Origin of the sequence: Streptomyces thermocarboxydus (assembly GCF_024760485.1) — a bacterium.
Classification (GTDB): domain Bacteria; phylum Actinomycetota; class Actinomycetes; order Streptomycetales; family Streptomycetaceae; genus Streptomyces; species Streptomyces cellulosae.
Genome location: NZ_CP058273.1, coordinates 4,162,342 through 4,177,000 on the forward strand (window position 1 = coordinate 4,162,342; position 14,659 = coordinate 4,177,000).

The 14,659-nt window shown below is 72.4% G+C and carries 11 protein-coding genes and 1 riboswitch; of the genes, 8 read left to right on the forward strand and 3 right to left on the reverse strand.

All coding sequences use genetic code 11. The features are described from left to right. The first annotated feature begins 1 nt into the window (after position 1). From AY578_RS19250 to recQ, 3 genes are all read left to right on the forward strand, one after another. A complete protein-coding gene (locus AY578_RS19250) occupies positions 2-1,573 on the forward strand; it encodes an NADH-quinone oxidoreductase subunit M (RefSeq protein ID WP_019524493.1) in 1,572 nt (523 codons plus the stop codon). Next, positions 1,570-3,222, forward strand: coding sequence for an NADH-quinone oxidoreductase subunit NuoN (gene nuoN / locus AY578_RS19255; RefSeq protein WP_215188103.1), 1,653 nt, complete (start codon positions 1,570-1,572; stop codon positions 3,220-3,222). Before AY578_RS19250 ends, nuoN begins: the two co-directional genes overlap by 4 nt. Before the next feature lie 197 nt (positions 3,223-3,419). After that, the gene (recQ, locus tag AY578_RS19260) at positions 3,420-5,414 is read left to right on the forward strand and encodes a DNA helicase RecQ (RefSeq protein WP_215188104.1); all 1,995 of its coding nucleotides are present in this window, start codon (positions 3,420-3,422) and stop codon (positions 5,412-5,414) included. An 88-nt stretch (positions 5,415-5,502) separates the two neighbouring features. Here recQ and AY578_RS19265 read toward each other — a convergent pair whose 3' ends face one another. Continuing rightward, the gene (locus AY578_RS19265) at positions 5,503-6,441 is read right to left on the reverse strand and encodes a M56 family metallopeptidase (RefSeq protein WP_019524496.1); all 939 of its coding nucleotides are present in this window, start codon (positions 6,439-6,441) and stop codon (positions 5,503-5,505) included. Positions 6,442-6,597: 156 nt separating this feature from the next. After that, the gene (gene fahA / locus AY578_RS19270) at positions 6,598-7,812 is read right to left on the reverse strand and encodes a fumarylacetoacetase (RefSeq protein ID WP_028960045.1); all 1,215 of its coding nucleotides are present in this window, start codon (positions 7,810-7,812) and stop codon (positions 6,598-6,600) included. A gap of 263 nt (positions 7,813-8,075) precedes the next feature. Between fahA and AY578_RS19275 the strand changes: the two genes are divergently transcribed. Further along, positions 8,076-8,948: an HAD family hydrolase gene (locus tag AY578_RS19275; RefSeq protein WP_028960046.1), complete on the forward strand. Its 873-nt coding sequence runs from the start codon at positions 8,076-8,078 to the stop codon at positions 8,946-8,948. Here AY578_RS19275 and AY578_RS19280 read toward each other — a convergent pair. Then, positions 8,912-9,382, reverse strand: a complete 471-nt coding sequence (locus AY578_RS19280; RefSeq protein WP_019524499.1) for a transglycosylase SLT domain-containing protein — start codon at positions 9,380-9,382, stop codon at positions 8,912-8,914. The two genes, AY578_RS19275 and AY578_RS19280, sit on opposite strands and share 37 nt — an antisense overlap. 3 nt (positions 9,383-9,385) lie before the next feature. Further along, positions 9,386-9,514: riboswitch (cyclic di-AMP (ydaO/yuaA leader) on the reverse strand. A gap of 568 nt (positions 9,515-10,082) precedes the next feature. Here AY578_RS19280 and AY578_RS19285 point away from each other — a divergent pair. The 4 genes from AY578_RS19285 to AY578_RS19300 all read left to right on the forward strand — a co-directional run bounded on the left by AY578_RS19285 (position 10,083) and on the right by AY578_RS19300 (position 14,593). Further along, on the forward strand, positions 10,083-11,093 hold the full coding sequence (locus tag AY578_RS19285) for a polyprenyl synthetase family protein (RefSeq protein WP_019524500.1): 1,011 nt from the start codon (positions 10,083-10,085) through the stop codon (positions 11,091-11,093). A 326-nt stretch (positions 11,094-11,419) separates the two neighbouring features. Further along, a complete protein-coding gene (locus AY578_RS19290) occupies positions 11,420-12,646 on the forward strand; it encodes a LolA family protein (protein WP_136238155.1) in 1,227 nt (408 codons plus the stop codon). 41 nt (positions 12,647-12,687) lie between these two features. After that, positions 12,688-13,722, forward strand: coding sequence for an ABC transporter ATP-binding protein (locus AY578_RS19295; RefSeq protein WP_234008069.1), 1,035 nt, complete (start codon positions 12,688-12,690; stop codon positions 13,720-13,722). Continuing rightward, positions 13,709-14,593 carry an ABC transporter permease gene (locus tag AY578_RS19300; protein WP_258903172.1) on the forward strand — a complete coding sequence of 295 codons (885 nt, stop codon included), beginning with the start codon at positions 13,709-13,711 and terminating at the stop codon, positions 14,591-14,593. Before AY578_RS19295 ends, AY578_RS19300 begins: the two co-directional genes overlap by 14 nt. Positions 14,594-14,659 lie beyond the last annotated feature (66 nt).

A 14,659-nucleotide genomic window follows, 5' to 3' on the forward strand; every position in this document is an offset into this window, starting at 1 on the left:
GATGTCCTTTCCTCTCCTGACAGCGACGGCGGCGCTCCCGGCCGTCGGGGCGATCGCCACGGCCGCCGTACCGGCCGCGAGGCGCACGGCGGCCAAGTGGCTGGCGCTGCTGTTCTCGCTGGCCACACTCGCCCTGGCGGTCACCGTCCTGGTCCGCTTCGACCCGGACGGCGACCGCTACCAGCTCACCGAGTCCCACTCGTGGATCGCCGACTTCGGCGTCCGCTACGAACTGGGCGTCGACGGCATCGCGGTGGCGCTGATCGCGCTGACCGCGCTGCTGATCCCGTTCATCGTGCTGGCGGGCTGGCACGACGCCGACCCGCTGGAGACGGGCAGCAGGCGGTGGCGGCCGACGCAGGGCTTCTTCGCCCTGATCCTGGCCGTCGAGGCGATGGTGATCATCTCCTTCGAGGCCACCGACGTCTTCCTCTTCTACATCTTCTTCGAAGCCATGCTCATCCCGATGTACTTCCTCATCGGAGGCTTCGGGGACCGTGCCCACAAGGACGGCGAGGAGAAGGCGGCGACCCAGCGGTCGTACGCGGCGGTGAAGTTCCTCCTCTACAACCTGGCCGGCGGTCTGATCATGCTGGCCGCGGTGATCGGGCTGCACGTGGTCGCGGGGAGCTTCTCCCTCACCGAGATCGCCGAGGCCCGGGCGAGCGGCGAGCTGACCATGGCGACCGGCACGGAACGCTGGCTGTTCCTCGGCTTCTTCTTCGCCTTCGCGGTGAAGGCGCCGCTGTGGCCGCTGCACACCTGGCTGCCCAACGCCATGCAGGAGTCCACCGCCCCGGTCGCCGTGCTCATCACCGCGGTGGTCGACAAGGTGGGCACCTTCGCGATGCTCCGCTTCTGCCTCCAGCTCTTCCCGGAGGCCAGCAAGTGGGCGACGCCGGTGATCCTGGTGCTGGCGCTGATCAGCATCATCTACGGCGCGCTGCTCGCCGTCGGCCAGCGCGACATCAAGCGGCTGATCGCCTACGCCTCGATCTCGCACTTCGGCTTCATCGTCATGGGCATCTTCGCGATGACCAGCCAGGGCCAGTCCGGGGCGACGCTCTACATGGTCAACCACGGCATCTCGACGGCCGTGCTGATGCTGATCGCCGGCTTCCTGATCTCCCGGCGCGGCTCGCGGCTCATCGCCGACTTCGGCGGTGTGCAGAAGGTGGCCCCGGTGCTCGCCGGGACCTTCCTGATCGGCGGCCTCGCCACCCTCTCGCTGCCGGGCCTCGCGCCCTTCGTCAGTGAGTTCCTGGTCCTGGTCGGCACGTTCACGCGCTACCCGGTGATCGGCATCATCGCCACCTTCGGCATCGTGCTCGCCGCGCTCTACACCCTCGTCCTCTACCAGCGGACGATGACCGGCCCGGTGAAGCCCGAGGTCGCCGAGATGCCCGACCTCAGGGTGCGGGAGATCGCGGTGGTGGCGCCCCTGGTCGTGCTGCTGGTGTTCCTGGGCGTCTACCCGAAGCCCGTGACGGACATCGTGAACCCGGCGGTGAAGCAGACCTTGTCCGACGTACAGAAGAAGGACCCCCAGCCCGAGGTGGAGGCGGCCAAGTGAGCGCAACAGCAGCCGTCCACAGCCTGTGGACAACCGCGGCCGATCCGATCGTCAAGATCGACGCACCCAAGATCGAGTACGGGCAGCTCGCGCCCACGCTGATCGTCGTCGGCGCGGCGCTCGTCGGGGTCCTGGTCGAGGCCTTCGTGCCGCGCAAGTCCCGTTACTACGCCCAGATGTTCGTCTCGGCGGTCGCCCTGGTCGCCGCGTTCGCCGCGGTCGTGGCGCTCGCCGCCGACGGGTACGCCACCACCAAGGCGGGCATCGCCGCCATGGGCGCGATCGCCGTCGACGGCCCGGCGCTCTTCCTCCAGGGCACGATCCTGCTGACGGCGCTGGTGGGCCTGTTCACCTTCGCCGAGCGCCGGCTCGACCCGGAGGCCCACGGCAACCGCGTCGACTCCTTCGCCGCGCAGGCCGCCGCCGTCCCCGGCAGCGACAGCGAGAAGCGGGCCGTCAAGGCCGGGTTCACCACCACCGAGGTGTTCCCGCTGCTGCTCTTCGCGGTCGCGGGCATGCTGGTCTTCCCGGCGGCCAACGACCTGCTGACCCTGTTCGTGGCCCTGGAGGTCCTCTCCCTCCCGCTGTACCTGCTGTGCGCGCTGGCCCGGCGCAAGCGGCTGATGTCGCAGGAGGCGGCCGTCAAGTACTTCCTGCTCGGCGCGTTCGCCTCCGCGTTCACGCTGTTCGGCATCGCCCTGCTGTACGGCTACGCGGGCTCCATGTCGTACGCGACGATCGCCCAGGTCGTCGACGGCACCGTGCCGGAGATCACCCCGGCGCTCGCCGACACCATGGGCAACGACGCGCTGCTGCTGATCGGCGCCGCGCTGCTCGTGATGGGCCTGCTGTTCAAGGTCGGCGCGGTGCCGTTCCACATGTGGACGCCCGACGTCTACCAGGGCGCGCCCACCCCGGTCACCGGCTTCATGGCGGCGGCCACCAAGGTCGCGGCGTTCGGCGCCCTGCTGCGCCTGCTGTACGTGGTGCTGCCGGGCCTGCGCTGGGACTGGCGGCCGGTCATGTGGGGCGTCGCCATCGTCACGATGCTGGCCGGCGCGATCGTGGCGATCACCCAGACCGACATCAAGCGCCTGCTGGCGTACTCGTCGATCGCGCACGCGGGCTTCATCCTCGCCGGTGTCATCGCGGCCACGCCGTCGGGCATCTCCTCGGTGCTGTTCTACCTGACGGCCTACTCCTTCGTGACGATCGGCGCCTTCGCCGTGGTCACGCTGGTGCGGGACGCGGGCGGCGAGGCGACCCACCTGTCCCGCTGGGCGGGCCTGGGCCGGCGCTCCCCGCTGGTCGCGGCGGTGTTCGCGGTGTTCCTGCTGGCCTTCGCGGGCATCCCGCTGACCTCGGGCTTCGCCGGGAAGTTCGCCGTGTTCAAGGCGGCGGCGGAGGGCGGCGCGGTCCCGCTGGTCGTGGTCGGTGTGATCTCGTCGGCGGTCGCGGCGTTCTTCTACATCCGCGTCATCGTGCTGATGTTCTTCAGCGAGCCGCGCCCGGAGGGCCCCACCGTCGCGGTGCCGTCGCCGCTGACGATGACGGCCATCGCGGTCGGTGTCGCGGTCACGGTGGTGCTCGGTGTGGCGCCGCAGTACTTCCTGGACCTGGCCGGGGACGCGGGGGTGTTCGTGCGCTGACGCACCCCGCCGTACGCAGGGCGCGGCCCGGTACCCCGACACGGGGTGCCGGGCCGCGGTCGTTGCCGGTCGCGGCGGGGCCGTGGATCGAACAGTGCCGGAGGGTTCCGGGCGGGCCTGTGGACAACTCCGGGGCTGTCGGTCCGGACGCCTATGGTGGACGCAGTGGCCGAGGTACGGCCGCGGGGGACGGGACGATGCACGGGACGGACGGTGTCGCCGGGATGGCAGTGACGGACAGTGAGGCGCTGGCTGCGCTGCACCGGGTCTTCGGCTACGAGACCTTCCGCGGCGAGCAGGAGGCGGTCGTCGACCATGTGATCGCCGGCGGCGACGCGGTCGTGCTCATGCCGACCGGCGGCGGCAAGTCGCTCTGCTATCAGATCCCGGCCCTGGTCCGGCCCGGCACGGGTGTGGTCGTCTCCCCGCTGATCGCACTGATGCAGGACCAGGTCGACGCGCTGCGGGCGCTCGGCGTGCGGGCCGGGTTCATGAACTCCACGCAGGACTTCGACGAGCGGCGGACGGTCGAGGCGGAGTTCCTCGCCGGCGAGCTCGACCTGCTCTACCTGGCCCCGGAGCGGCTGCGCCTGGACAGCAGCCTGGACCTCCTCTCGCGCGGCAAGATCTCCGTCTTCGCCATCGACGAGGCGCACTGCGTCTCCCAGTGGGGCCACGACTTCCGGCCCGACTACCTCACCCTGTCCGTGCTGGGGCAGCGGTGGCCGGACGTGCCCCGCATCGCCCTCACCGCGACCGCCACGGACGCCACGCACCGGGAGATCACCGAGCGGCTGGGCATGCCGGACGCCCGGCACTTCGTGGCCAGCTTCGACCGGCCCAACATCCAGTACCGGATCGTGCCGAAGGCCGACCCGCGCAAGCAGCTCCTCGCCTTCCTGCGCGAGGAGCACGCGGGGGACGCGGGCATCGTGTACTGCCTCTCGCGCAACTCGGTGGAGAAGACCGCCGAGTTCCTGTCGAAGAACGGCATCGAGGCCGTGCCGTACCACGCGGGGCTCGACGCGGGGACGCGTCACGCGCACCAGGCGCGGTTCCTGCGCGAGGAGGGCCTGGTCGTGGTGGCGACCATCGCCTTCGGCATGGGCATCGACAAGCCGGACGTCCGCTTCGTCGCCCACCTCGACCTGCCCAAGTCGGTCGAGGGTTACTACCAGGAGACGGGCCGCGCGGGCCGCGACGGCCTGCCGTCCACGGCGTGGATGGCCTACGGGCTGAACGACGTCATCCAGCAGCGCAAGCTGATCCAGTCCGGCGAGGGAGACGAGGCGTTCCGGCGGCGGGCGGGCCAGCACCTGGACGCCATGCTCGCCCTGTGCGAGACGGTGCGCTGCCGCCGGGGCCAGCTCCTCGCCTACTTCGGCCAGGAGCCGTCGGGGGAGAACTGCGGCAACTGCGACACCTGCCTCGCCCCGCCGGAGACCTGGGACGGCACGGTGGCGGCGCAGAAGGTGCTGTCCACGGTGGTGCGGCTGCAGCGGGAGCGCGGGCAGAAGTTCGGCGCGGTGCAGATCGTGGACATCCTGCTGGGCCGCCGCACCGCCAAGGTGATCCAGTTCGACCACGACCAGCTGTCCGTGTTCGGCATCGGCGAGGAGCTGAGCGAGGCTCAGTGGCGTGGCGTGATCCGCCAGTTGCTCGCCCAGGGGCTGCTCGCGGTCGAGGGCGACTACGGCACGCTGGTGCTCACCGAGGCCAGTGGGTCGGTGCTGCGGCGCGAGCGGGAGGTGCCGCTGCGCAAGGAGCCCGAGAAGCCGGCCACGTCCCGCGCGGGCGGCGGGGCGGGCCGCGACCGCAAGGCGAAGGCGGCGGCGGCCCAGCTGCCCGAGGCGCTCCAGCCCGCCTTCGAGGCGCTGCGCGCCTGGCGCGCCGAGACGGCCAAGGAGCAGGGCGTCCCGGCGTACGTGATCTTCCACGACGCCACGCTGCGGGAGATCGTCACGGTGTGGCCCACCTCGGTGGAGCAGCTCGGCGGGATCAGCGGCGTGGGCGAGAAGAAGCGGGCGACGTACGGGGAAGGGGTCGTGGAGGTGCTGGCGGGGCTGCCGGCCCCGGACGCGGCCGCTCCCGACGCGGCGGCCGAGGTCCCGGCGCCCCGCGCGGCTTCGGTCCCCGCTCCGGAGGCGCAGAACGCGTACGACTGGCCCGACGAGGAGCCCGACTGGACCTGAGGCCCGGCCCGGACCCCGCGGCCCCGACCGCCCCGGCCCCGACCGCCCCGGCCCGGACCTCGCGGCCCCGACCGCCCCGGCCGTCTCGCTACGGCAGCGCCGTCAGCCCCGGTGCGAACGTGATCAGCAGCGGGAGCAGCGGCACCAGTGACGCCGCCGCCGTCGTCAGGGCGCGGTGGCGACGGCCCAGCCGCGGCGGGGGCTCCAGGAGCCGGTCGACGCGCTCGCCGAGAAGCCGGTGGCTGGAGGAGCAGGACAGCACGCCCCGGTGCTGGTTCAGCTCGATCAGCGCCAGCGCGGTGGTCAGATGGCCGCAGCGCCGGGAGGCGGTGTCGTCGGCGGACAGCTCCACCAGACGGTGGGTCTGCTCGCAGAAGTGGGCGAACAGCGGGACCCGCGGGAAACCGGCCGCCAGCGCCGCCGACAGATGCAGCAGCCAGTCGTGGCGGGCCCGGGCGTGACCGCGCTCGTGCGTGAGGACCGCGTCGAGCTGGTGGTCCGTGAGCCGCTGCAGCGCGCCGGTCGTCACGATCAGCTGGGGCGGGCTGCCCGGCATCCACCAGGCGTCCGGGTACTCCTCCTCCAGCACCAGCAGCGGCCCCCGCCCCTCGGGAAGCCCCGCCGGGAGGTCGGGCGCGCGGTCCCGCAGGTCCGCGCGGGCACGGGTGCGACGGCGGCGGGCCTCGAGCAGCTCACGCCCGAGCATCGCCGTGGTCCAGGCGGCGCCGCAGGCCAGCAGCACGGTGAGGACGGCCGTCCAGGGCGAGGCGTGCGACAGGTCGTAGGCGGCGGTCACGGCGGGCGGCGCCGGCGCGAACAACTGGGCGCGGACGGTGCCGAAGACGGCGGCGGCGCCCAGCGCCAGCGCGGTCAGACAGCACAGCAGCACGGTGGCCACCAGGCACTGCCACACCCACAGGGCGACGACCGGTTCCCGTTCCGGCCACGACGCCCGGGTCAGCAGGCGGGGGACGGGCACGGCGGCGGTCACGGCGACCACACTCAGCAGGAGCAGGCAGTACGTCATGCCACGGGCTCCGGATCCTGTCGGAAGAAGCGGCTCGGGGGCGTGCGGTGGTGCGGTGCGCGGTGCGGAAGAAGAAACGCACCGCCCGACGCCAAGTATGACGGCGAAGGGCGGTGCGAGTCAGCGTGGTTGTGCGCCTCGGTAGGGCCGGAGGGGTCAGGGCGCGGGGACCACCCGTCCCGTCACCTCGCCGAGGCCCACCCGCGCCCCGTCGGGGCCCGGCGCCCAGGCGGACAGCGTCACCACGTCGCCGTCCTCCAGGAACGTCCGCTTGCCGTCGGGGAGTTCCAGCGGGTCGCGGCCGTTCCAGGTCAGCTCCAGCAGGGAGCCGCGCTCCCGCTCGGTGGGGCCGCTGACCGTGCCGGAGCCGTAGAGGTCGCCGGTGCGCAGGGAGGCGCCGTTCACCGTCATGTGGGCGAGCTGCTGGGCGGCCGTCCAGTACATGGTGGAGAAGGGGCACTCGGAGACGGTGTGGCCGTTGATCCTCACGGTGATGCGCAGGTCGTAGCCGCCGGGCTCCTCGCCGGAGTCGTCCAGGTACGGCAGCAGGTCGTGGGTGCGCCCGGGCGGGGCGACGCGGGCCTCGTCCAGGGCGTCCAGCGGGGTGACCCACGCCGACACCGAGGTGGCGAAGGACTTGCCGAGGAACGGGCCGAGGGGCACGTACTCCCAGGCCTGGATGTCGCGGGCGGACCAGTCGTTGAGCAGGAACAGGCCGAAGACGTGGTCGCGGTAGGCGCTCAGCGGCACGGGCCGGCCCTGCTCGGACGGGACGCCGACGACGAAGCCGACCTCGGCCTCGATGTCCAGCCGCACGGACGGGCCGAAGACCGGGGCGGCGTCGGCGGGCGCCTTGCGCTGCCCGGAGGGGCGCACCACGTCGGTGCCGGACACCACGACGGTGCCGGAGCGGCCGTGGTAACCGATCGGCAGGTGCTTCCAGTTGGGGGTGAGGGAGTCCTCGGCGTCGGGGCGGAAGATCCGCCCGACGTTCCGCGCGTGGTTCTCCGAGGCGTAGAAGTCGACGTAGTCCGCGACCTCGAACGGCAGATGGAGGGTCACCTCGGACAGCGGGTGGAAGAACGGCTCGACGGTCTCCCGGTGCGCCGGGACCGTCACCCACGCGGTGAGCGCGCGGCGCACGTCCGACCAGGCCGTACGGCCCGCCGCCAGCAGCGGGTTGAGGGTGGGGCGGGCGAGCAGGGAGGCGTAGGGGGAGCCCAGGGCGTGTGCCGCCGCGCCGGCGTCGAGGACGTGGTCGCCCAGCCGGACGCCCACGGTGCGCTCCGCCGAACCGGGGAGCGAGAAGACGCCGTACGGCAGGTTGTGCGGGCCGAAGGGGTCGCCCTCGGGGACATCGAAGGGGGGCATCGGGTGCTGCCTCGCTTTCGTGTGCGCGGGTGGGCCACGTGTCCGTGGCCGATCACACGTTACGGGGTCGCGTCCCGGCGGTCTCCTGTTACAGGGGACGACTTCCTGAGGCCGGGTCCGGTGGAGCGCTCGGTGTTCCGGTCACACGGGGAAACAGCTCCCATCCGGTCGTGATCCGGCGGCAGAGGACAGCAAAACGCACCCAATGCGAGGGCATACGGGCGCGGTGAATCGGACGGTCCTCTTGTCCGTATTCTCTGATCATGGCCGCACCCACCGATTGTTCTCTCATCGCCACCGACCTGGACGGGACGCTGCTGCGCGGTGACGACACCCTCTCCGACCGCTCCCTCGCCGCCCTCGCCCGGGCCGCGCGGGCCGGTGCCCGGCACCTCGTGGTGACGGGCCGGCCGGCCCCCAGAGTGCGGCCGCTGCTCGACGACCTCGGCTGCACGGGGCTCGCGGTGTGCGGACAGGGCGCGCAGGTCTACGACGCCGCCGCGGGACGGATGCTGTGGTCGGTCCGGCTGGACCGGGAGCTGGCGGAGACCGCGCTCGGCAAGATCGAGGCGGAGGTGGGGGAGGTGTACGCCGCGGTCGACCAGGACGGGGTCGACGGGCTGACGCTGATCGAGCAGGGCTACCGGATGCCGCACCCGACGCTGCCGTCGGTGCGGGTGGAGCGGCGCGACGACCTGTGGGCGAAGCCGATCAGCAAGGTGCTGCTGCGCCACCCGGCGCTGTCGGACGACGCTCTGGCCGCGGCGGCCCGCTCCGTGGTCGGCTCGCTGGCCACGGTCACCATGTCGGGGCCGGGCACGGTGGAGCTCCAGCCGTGCGGGGTCACCAAGGCGACGGGTCTGGCGCTGGCCGCCGAGCACCTGGGGCTGCGCCCCGAGGACACGGTCGCCTTCGGGGACATGCCGAACGACGTCCCCATGTTCCGGTGGGCGGGCCACGGCGTCGCCATGGCCAACGCGCACCCTGAGCTCAAGGCGGTGGCCGACGAGGTCACCCTGTCGAACGAGGACGACGGCGTGGCCGTCGTCCTCGAGCGACTGTTCGGGCAGCCGGCCGGTGTCGGCCGTCAGAGGTCGGCTCAGTACGCGCCGAAGACGTTGTCGATCGAGCCGTAGCGGTCGGCGGCGTAGTTGCAGGCCGCGGCGATGTTGGCGACCGGGTCGAACGGGTCGAAGGCGGTGCCGGGCACGTGGTACGCCTGGAAGGTCGGGTCGATGACCTGCAGCAGGCCCTTCGACGGGGTGCCCTTCACGGCGTTGGAGTCCCACAGGTTGATGGCGGCCGGGTTGCCGGACGACTCCCGCATGATGTTGCGGTGGATGGAGTCGTAGGAGCCGGGGATGCCGTTCTGCGCCATGATGTCCATCGCCTCGCGGATCCAGCCGTCGAGGTTGTCCGGGTACGCGGTCGTGGAGGCGGCGGTCGTGGCCTGGGTCGAGGGGGCCGCGGAGGCGCTGGTGGCGCCGAACAGCGGCAGCGCGACCACGGCGACGCCGGTGCCGGCGACGGCGAGGGTGCGGACGAGGCGGGACGAAGCGAAAGCGGGCATGTCTGGGTTCCTCTCCTACGCCTGCGAGGTGAGCTGTCGGGTTCGGGCGGGAGAGTGCCCGGCCGTGCCCCTGCGGGCATGGCTTCACCCCGAGCCGTCCCGGCGCGGTGTCCGGTACGGCGGCTTACCTGGGTCCCCCGCTCCTGCCGTGCGTGAGTTGGTCGTCGGGTGTGATGCGGGTGGCGGCAGGACTAGGCGTCCACCCGGCAGGCCCGGAACGTATGCGAGAGCAGATGTCGGGAACAAGTGCGCCGATCACGCAACACCCCGTTTGATCTTGAGATGGGCGGTTTCGGCCGTTTGATCCTTTGCGATCGCCAAGCGTCAACTCCGTTGCGTGGAGCGGGAGGACGGGCGTGTGCGAGGGTGTCCGGGTGACCGTCGCGCGCGTGACTCACTTCACGGGACGGCGACGGCGGGCGCAATGGTGACCAAGAGGAATTCGCCCACCAATGGCGGCAAATCAGACTCCGGGGTGCGGCAGGATGGTTCGCGGGTCACTGTGTCCGGGAAGTCGAGGTATGTCCGTTGTTATCAGCCGATCAAAAACACTCCGCTTCTGATCCCGTATCGCCCTGCTTGTGACCCCGGGCCCTGGCGGTGATCGAAACCCGACCGGATACGCTGACTCGAGTGGTGGCAGCGACCTATCGACAAACCGTGTAACCGCCAGCAGACACCAGCAGACAGGAGACCCCTCGTGACCGTCGTCGGGCCGTTCGGGCTGAGCGTGCGGGACCAGGCTCTGGAAGCCGATGTCCAGGCCGGATTGACGGCTGTCGAGGAAGGGCTGCTCGAGGCCACCAAGAGCGAGGTGCCGTTCATCACGGAGGCCGCCCAGCACCTGGTGCGGGCCGGCGGGAAGCGGTTCCGCCCGCTGCTCGTCATGCTCGCCGCCCGGTTCGGCGACCCCTACGCGCCCGGCATCGTGCCGTCGGCCGTCGTGGTGGAGCTCACCCACCTGGCCACGCTGTACCACGACGACGTGATGGACGAGGCCGAGGTGCGCCGCGGGGTCGCGAGCGCGAACGCCCGCTGGGGCAACTCGGTCGCCGTGCTCACCGGTGACTTCCTCTTCGCCCGCGCCTCGCACATCCTGGCCGACCTCGGCCCGGAGGCCGTGCGGGTGCAGGCCGAGGCGTTCGAGCGGCTGGTCACCGGCCAGATCCTGGAGACCGCGGGCCCGCAGGACGGCCGCGACCCGGTCGACCACTACCTGGACGTGCTCGGGGGCAAGACCGGCTCCCTCGTCGCCGTCTCGTGCCGCTTCGGCGCGATGATGTCCGGCGCCGACGAGACCGTCGTCGACGTCCTCACCCAGTACGGCGAGCGGCTCGGCGTCGCCTTCCAGCTCGCCGACGACGTCCTCGACATCGCCTCCGACTCCCACGAGTCCGGCAAGACCCCCGGCACCGACCTGCGCGAGGGCATCGCCACCCTGCCCGTGCTGCGGCTGCGCGAGCGGGCCGCCCGGCTCGGCCTCGCCGAGGACCTCGCCCTGTGCGAGCTGCTCGACTCCGACCTCACCGACGACACCCGGCACGCCGAGGCGCTGCGCCTGCTGCGCGCCCACCCCGCACTCGGCCAGGCCCGCCGGGACACCGTGCGCTACGCCGAGGAGGCGCGCTCCGCGCTCGCCCCGCTGCCCGACGGCCCCGCCAAGTCGGCGCTGGTCGAGCTGTGCGACGCGGTGGTGCACCGGGCGGGCTGACCGGCTCCGGCCGCCCGTTCCGGTCGTCCTCCCCTGCCGTCCCCCGGCTGCCGTCCGGCCGTCCCCCGGCTGCCGCCCTGCCGTCCCCCGTACGCCTCCGGTACCCGGGTGACCCCTACGGGGCGGGTGAGGCGCCGTCGTCCCGTGTCATACCGCAGCAGTACGCGGAGTTGAGCCCGCGGTCTGACGATTCCGTCCCCCCGGTTTGGTCAGATGGACCACGACGGAGAACACCACTTCTCACCGGTTCGGGTGAGAATGGCGGCCCGGGCCGAACGGGTGCGAGAACACGGGACGGAAGCCGCCGCCGACCACGGAGGGCACACATGGCACCGAACGAGACCGACGACAGGACGACCGCGGGGGAGGCCGAGGAGCCGCGCGCCGGGCGCCGCAAGGCCGCGCGGTACGTGGTTCCCGTGACGGTGCTGGGCGTGGCGGCCGCGACGATCGGACTCGTCCCGGCGCTCGCCGACTCCGGCGACCCGGACCTGCCCGACATCACCGCCGCGCAGCTCGTCGAGAAGATCGCGCAGTCGGACGTGGAGCGCCTGTCCGGCACCGTGAAGATCACCACCGACCTGGGTCTGCCGAACCTCGGCGGGCTGGAGAGCGGCCTGCTGTCCGGCGCGGCGGGCGGCGAGGGCGGTTCCTCCGCCGACCCGTCCGGCCGGCTCACCGAGCTGGCGTCCGGCACGCACACCCTGCGCGTCGCCGCCGACGGCCCCGACCGCCAGAAGCTGTCCCTGCTGGAGAACGCCGCCGAGTACAGCCTCATCCACAATGGCAAGGACGTCTGGGGCTACGACAGCGCGTCCAACGAGGTCTACCACGCCACCGTCGACGAGGCGGACGCGAAGGAGCGGAGCCGGCAGCAGCCCCCGGCCACCCCGAAGGACTTCGCGGAGGAGGCGCTCAAGGCGGTCGACGACACCACGTCCGTGAAGGTCGACGGCACCGCCCAGGTGGCCGGCCGTGACGCCTACCGGCTGGTGGTCGAGCCCAAGCAGTCCGGATCCACCGTCGGCGCAGTCAGCATCGCCGTGGACAGCGAGACGGGCATGCCGCTGAAGTTCACGCTCACCCCGTCGAGCGGCGGCTCGGCCGTCGTGGACGTCGGCTTCACCAAGGTGAGCTTCGACCGCCCGGACGCTTCCACGTTCGACTTCACCCCGCCCAAGGGCGCCAAGGTCACCGAGGACACCGAACGGGGCCGCGGCCACGGCGACTTCGGCACGAAGCCGGAGCGCGGCCCGAAGTCCGAGGAGGACCTCGCCAAGGGCCTCGACGGACTGCGGATGCTCGGCGAGGGCTGGAACACCGTCGCCGCGTTCGACACCGGCGCCGGCGCCGGTCTGCCCACCGAGGAGGAGATCGGCGGCGACCTCGGCGGCTTCCTCGGCTCGCTCGGCGACCAGGTCAAGGGCGACTTCGGCAAGGGCACGGTGTTCAGCACCCGCCTGGTCAACGCCCTCGTCACGGAGGACGGCAAGGTCTACGTGGGTACGGTCACCAAGGACGCGCTGGTGAAGGCGGCCGAGGCGGGGAAGTAACTCCCCGAACCCACCGAGCCGCGAGGGGAACGGGGGAGCCGATGGACGGGACGTCCGCCACGGGGCAGACAGGCGGGACGTCCGCCACGGAGGTGACGCGCGGGACGTCCGCCACGGGGCAGACACGCGACGGACGGTCCGAGGGTGACGCGGTCGTCGTCACCCGGGGACTGACCAAGCGTTACCGCGGCGGACAGCTCGCCGTGGACGGCCTGCACCTGACCGTCCCGGCGGGCAGCGTCTTCGGCTTCCTCGGCCCCAACGGCTCCGGCAAGACCACCACCATCCGCATGCTGATGGGCCTGATCGAGCCGACCTCCGGGACGGCGCACGTACTGGGGCGCCCCATGCCTCGCTCCGCGCGCGCCGTCCTGCCGCACGTCGGCGCCCTCATCGAGGGCCCCGCCCTCTACGGCTTCCTCTCCGGCCGCGACAACCTCCTCCGGTACGACGCCGCGGACCCCACCGCCGACCCCCGTACCCGCACGGCCCGTGTCACCGCCGCCCTGGACCGGGTGGGTCTCACGGCCGCGTCCGGCAAGAAGGCGCGGGCGTACTCCCTCGGCATGAAGCAGCGCCTCGGTCTCGCCGCCGCCCTGCTGCGGCCCCGTCGGCTGCTGGTGCTGGACGAGCCGACCAACGGCCTCGACCCGCAGGGCATGCGGGAGATCCGCGCGCTCGTGCGCGAGCTCGCCACCGACGGCACGACCGTGTTCCTCTCCTCCCACCTCCTCGACGAGATCGAGCAGGTCTGCACCCACGTCGCCGTGATGGCGCGCGGCCGGCTGATCACCCAGGGGCCGGTCGCCGAGCTGGCCGCGGGCGCCCGGGGCCGCCTGGTGGTCACCACGCCCGACCCGGCGGACGCGGCCCGGGTGCTGAAGGAGCAGGGGCTCGCCGACGTCGTCGCGGACGGCGACCGGGTGAGCGCCGAGCCGCCCGCACGGGACCTCGCCGAGGTGAACGCGGCCCTGGTCACGGCCGGCGTGCGGGTACGCGGCTTCGCGGTCGAACGGGCGTCCCTGGAAGACGCGTTCGTGGCGCTGACGGGGGAGGGGTTCGATGTCGCGGGCTGAGACGGTGAGCGCGCCGGTCGCCGAAGCATCCGTACGGCCGTGTCCGCTGTGGACCCTCGGCCTCTTCCACGACGAACTGCGCACCACCTTCCGCCGCTGGCGCACGCTCGCCCTGCTGGGCGTGCTGGCCGCCGTGCCGGTGCTGGTCGGGATCGCCGTACGGATCGAGACCGGCGACGGCTCGGCCGGGGGCGGCGGGGGACCCGCGTTCGTCTCGCAGATCACCAGCAACGGCCTGTTCCTGGTCTTCACCGCGCTCGCCGCGCCCCTGCCGTTCTTCCTGCCCATGGCGGTCGGCGTGGTCGCGGGCGACGCCGTGGCCGGCGAGGCGGGCGCCGGCACCCTGCGCTACCTGCTGGTCGCCCCCGCGGGCCGCACCCGCCTGCTGCTCACCAAGTACGCGACGGTCATGGTGTTCTGCCTGGCCGCCACGCTGGTGGTGGCCGTCTCCGCGCTGGCGGCGGGCGCGCTGCTGTTCCCGCTGGGCGACCTGACCACCATCTCGGGCACCCGCATCACCTTCGGCGAGGGCCTGGTCCGCGCCCTGCTGATCGCCCTGGTCGTCGCCGCGTCCCTGCTCGGGGTGGCGGCGCTCGGCCTGTTCGTCTCGACCCTGACCAACAGCGGCATCGCGGCGATGGCCACCACGGTCGGGCTGCTCATCACGGTCCAGATCCTCGACCAGATCCCCCAACTGCACGCGCTGCACCCGTACCTGTTCTCCCACTACTGGCTGTCGTTCGCGGACCTCATGCGCGAGCCGGTCTACTGGGACGACCTGACGAAGAACCTGGGCCTCCAGGCCCTGTACGCGGCGGTCTTCGGCTCGGCGGCGTGGGCCAGGTTCACGACGAAGGACGTCACGGCGTAGACACCCAGGGGCGCGGGGAACTGCGCGACCAGGCCCCCACCGAGCCGCAGGCGAAGGTACCGCCGT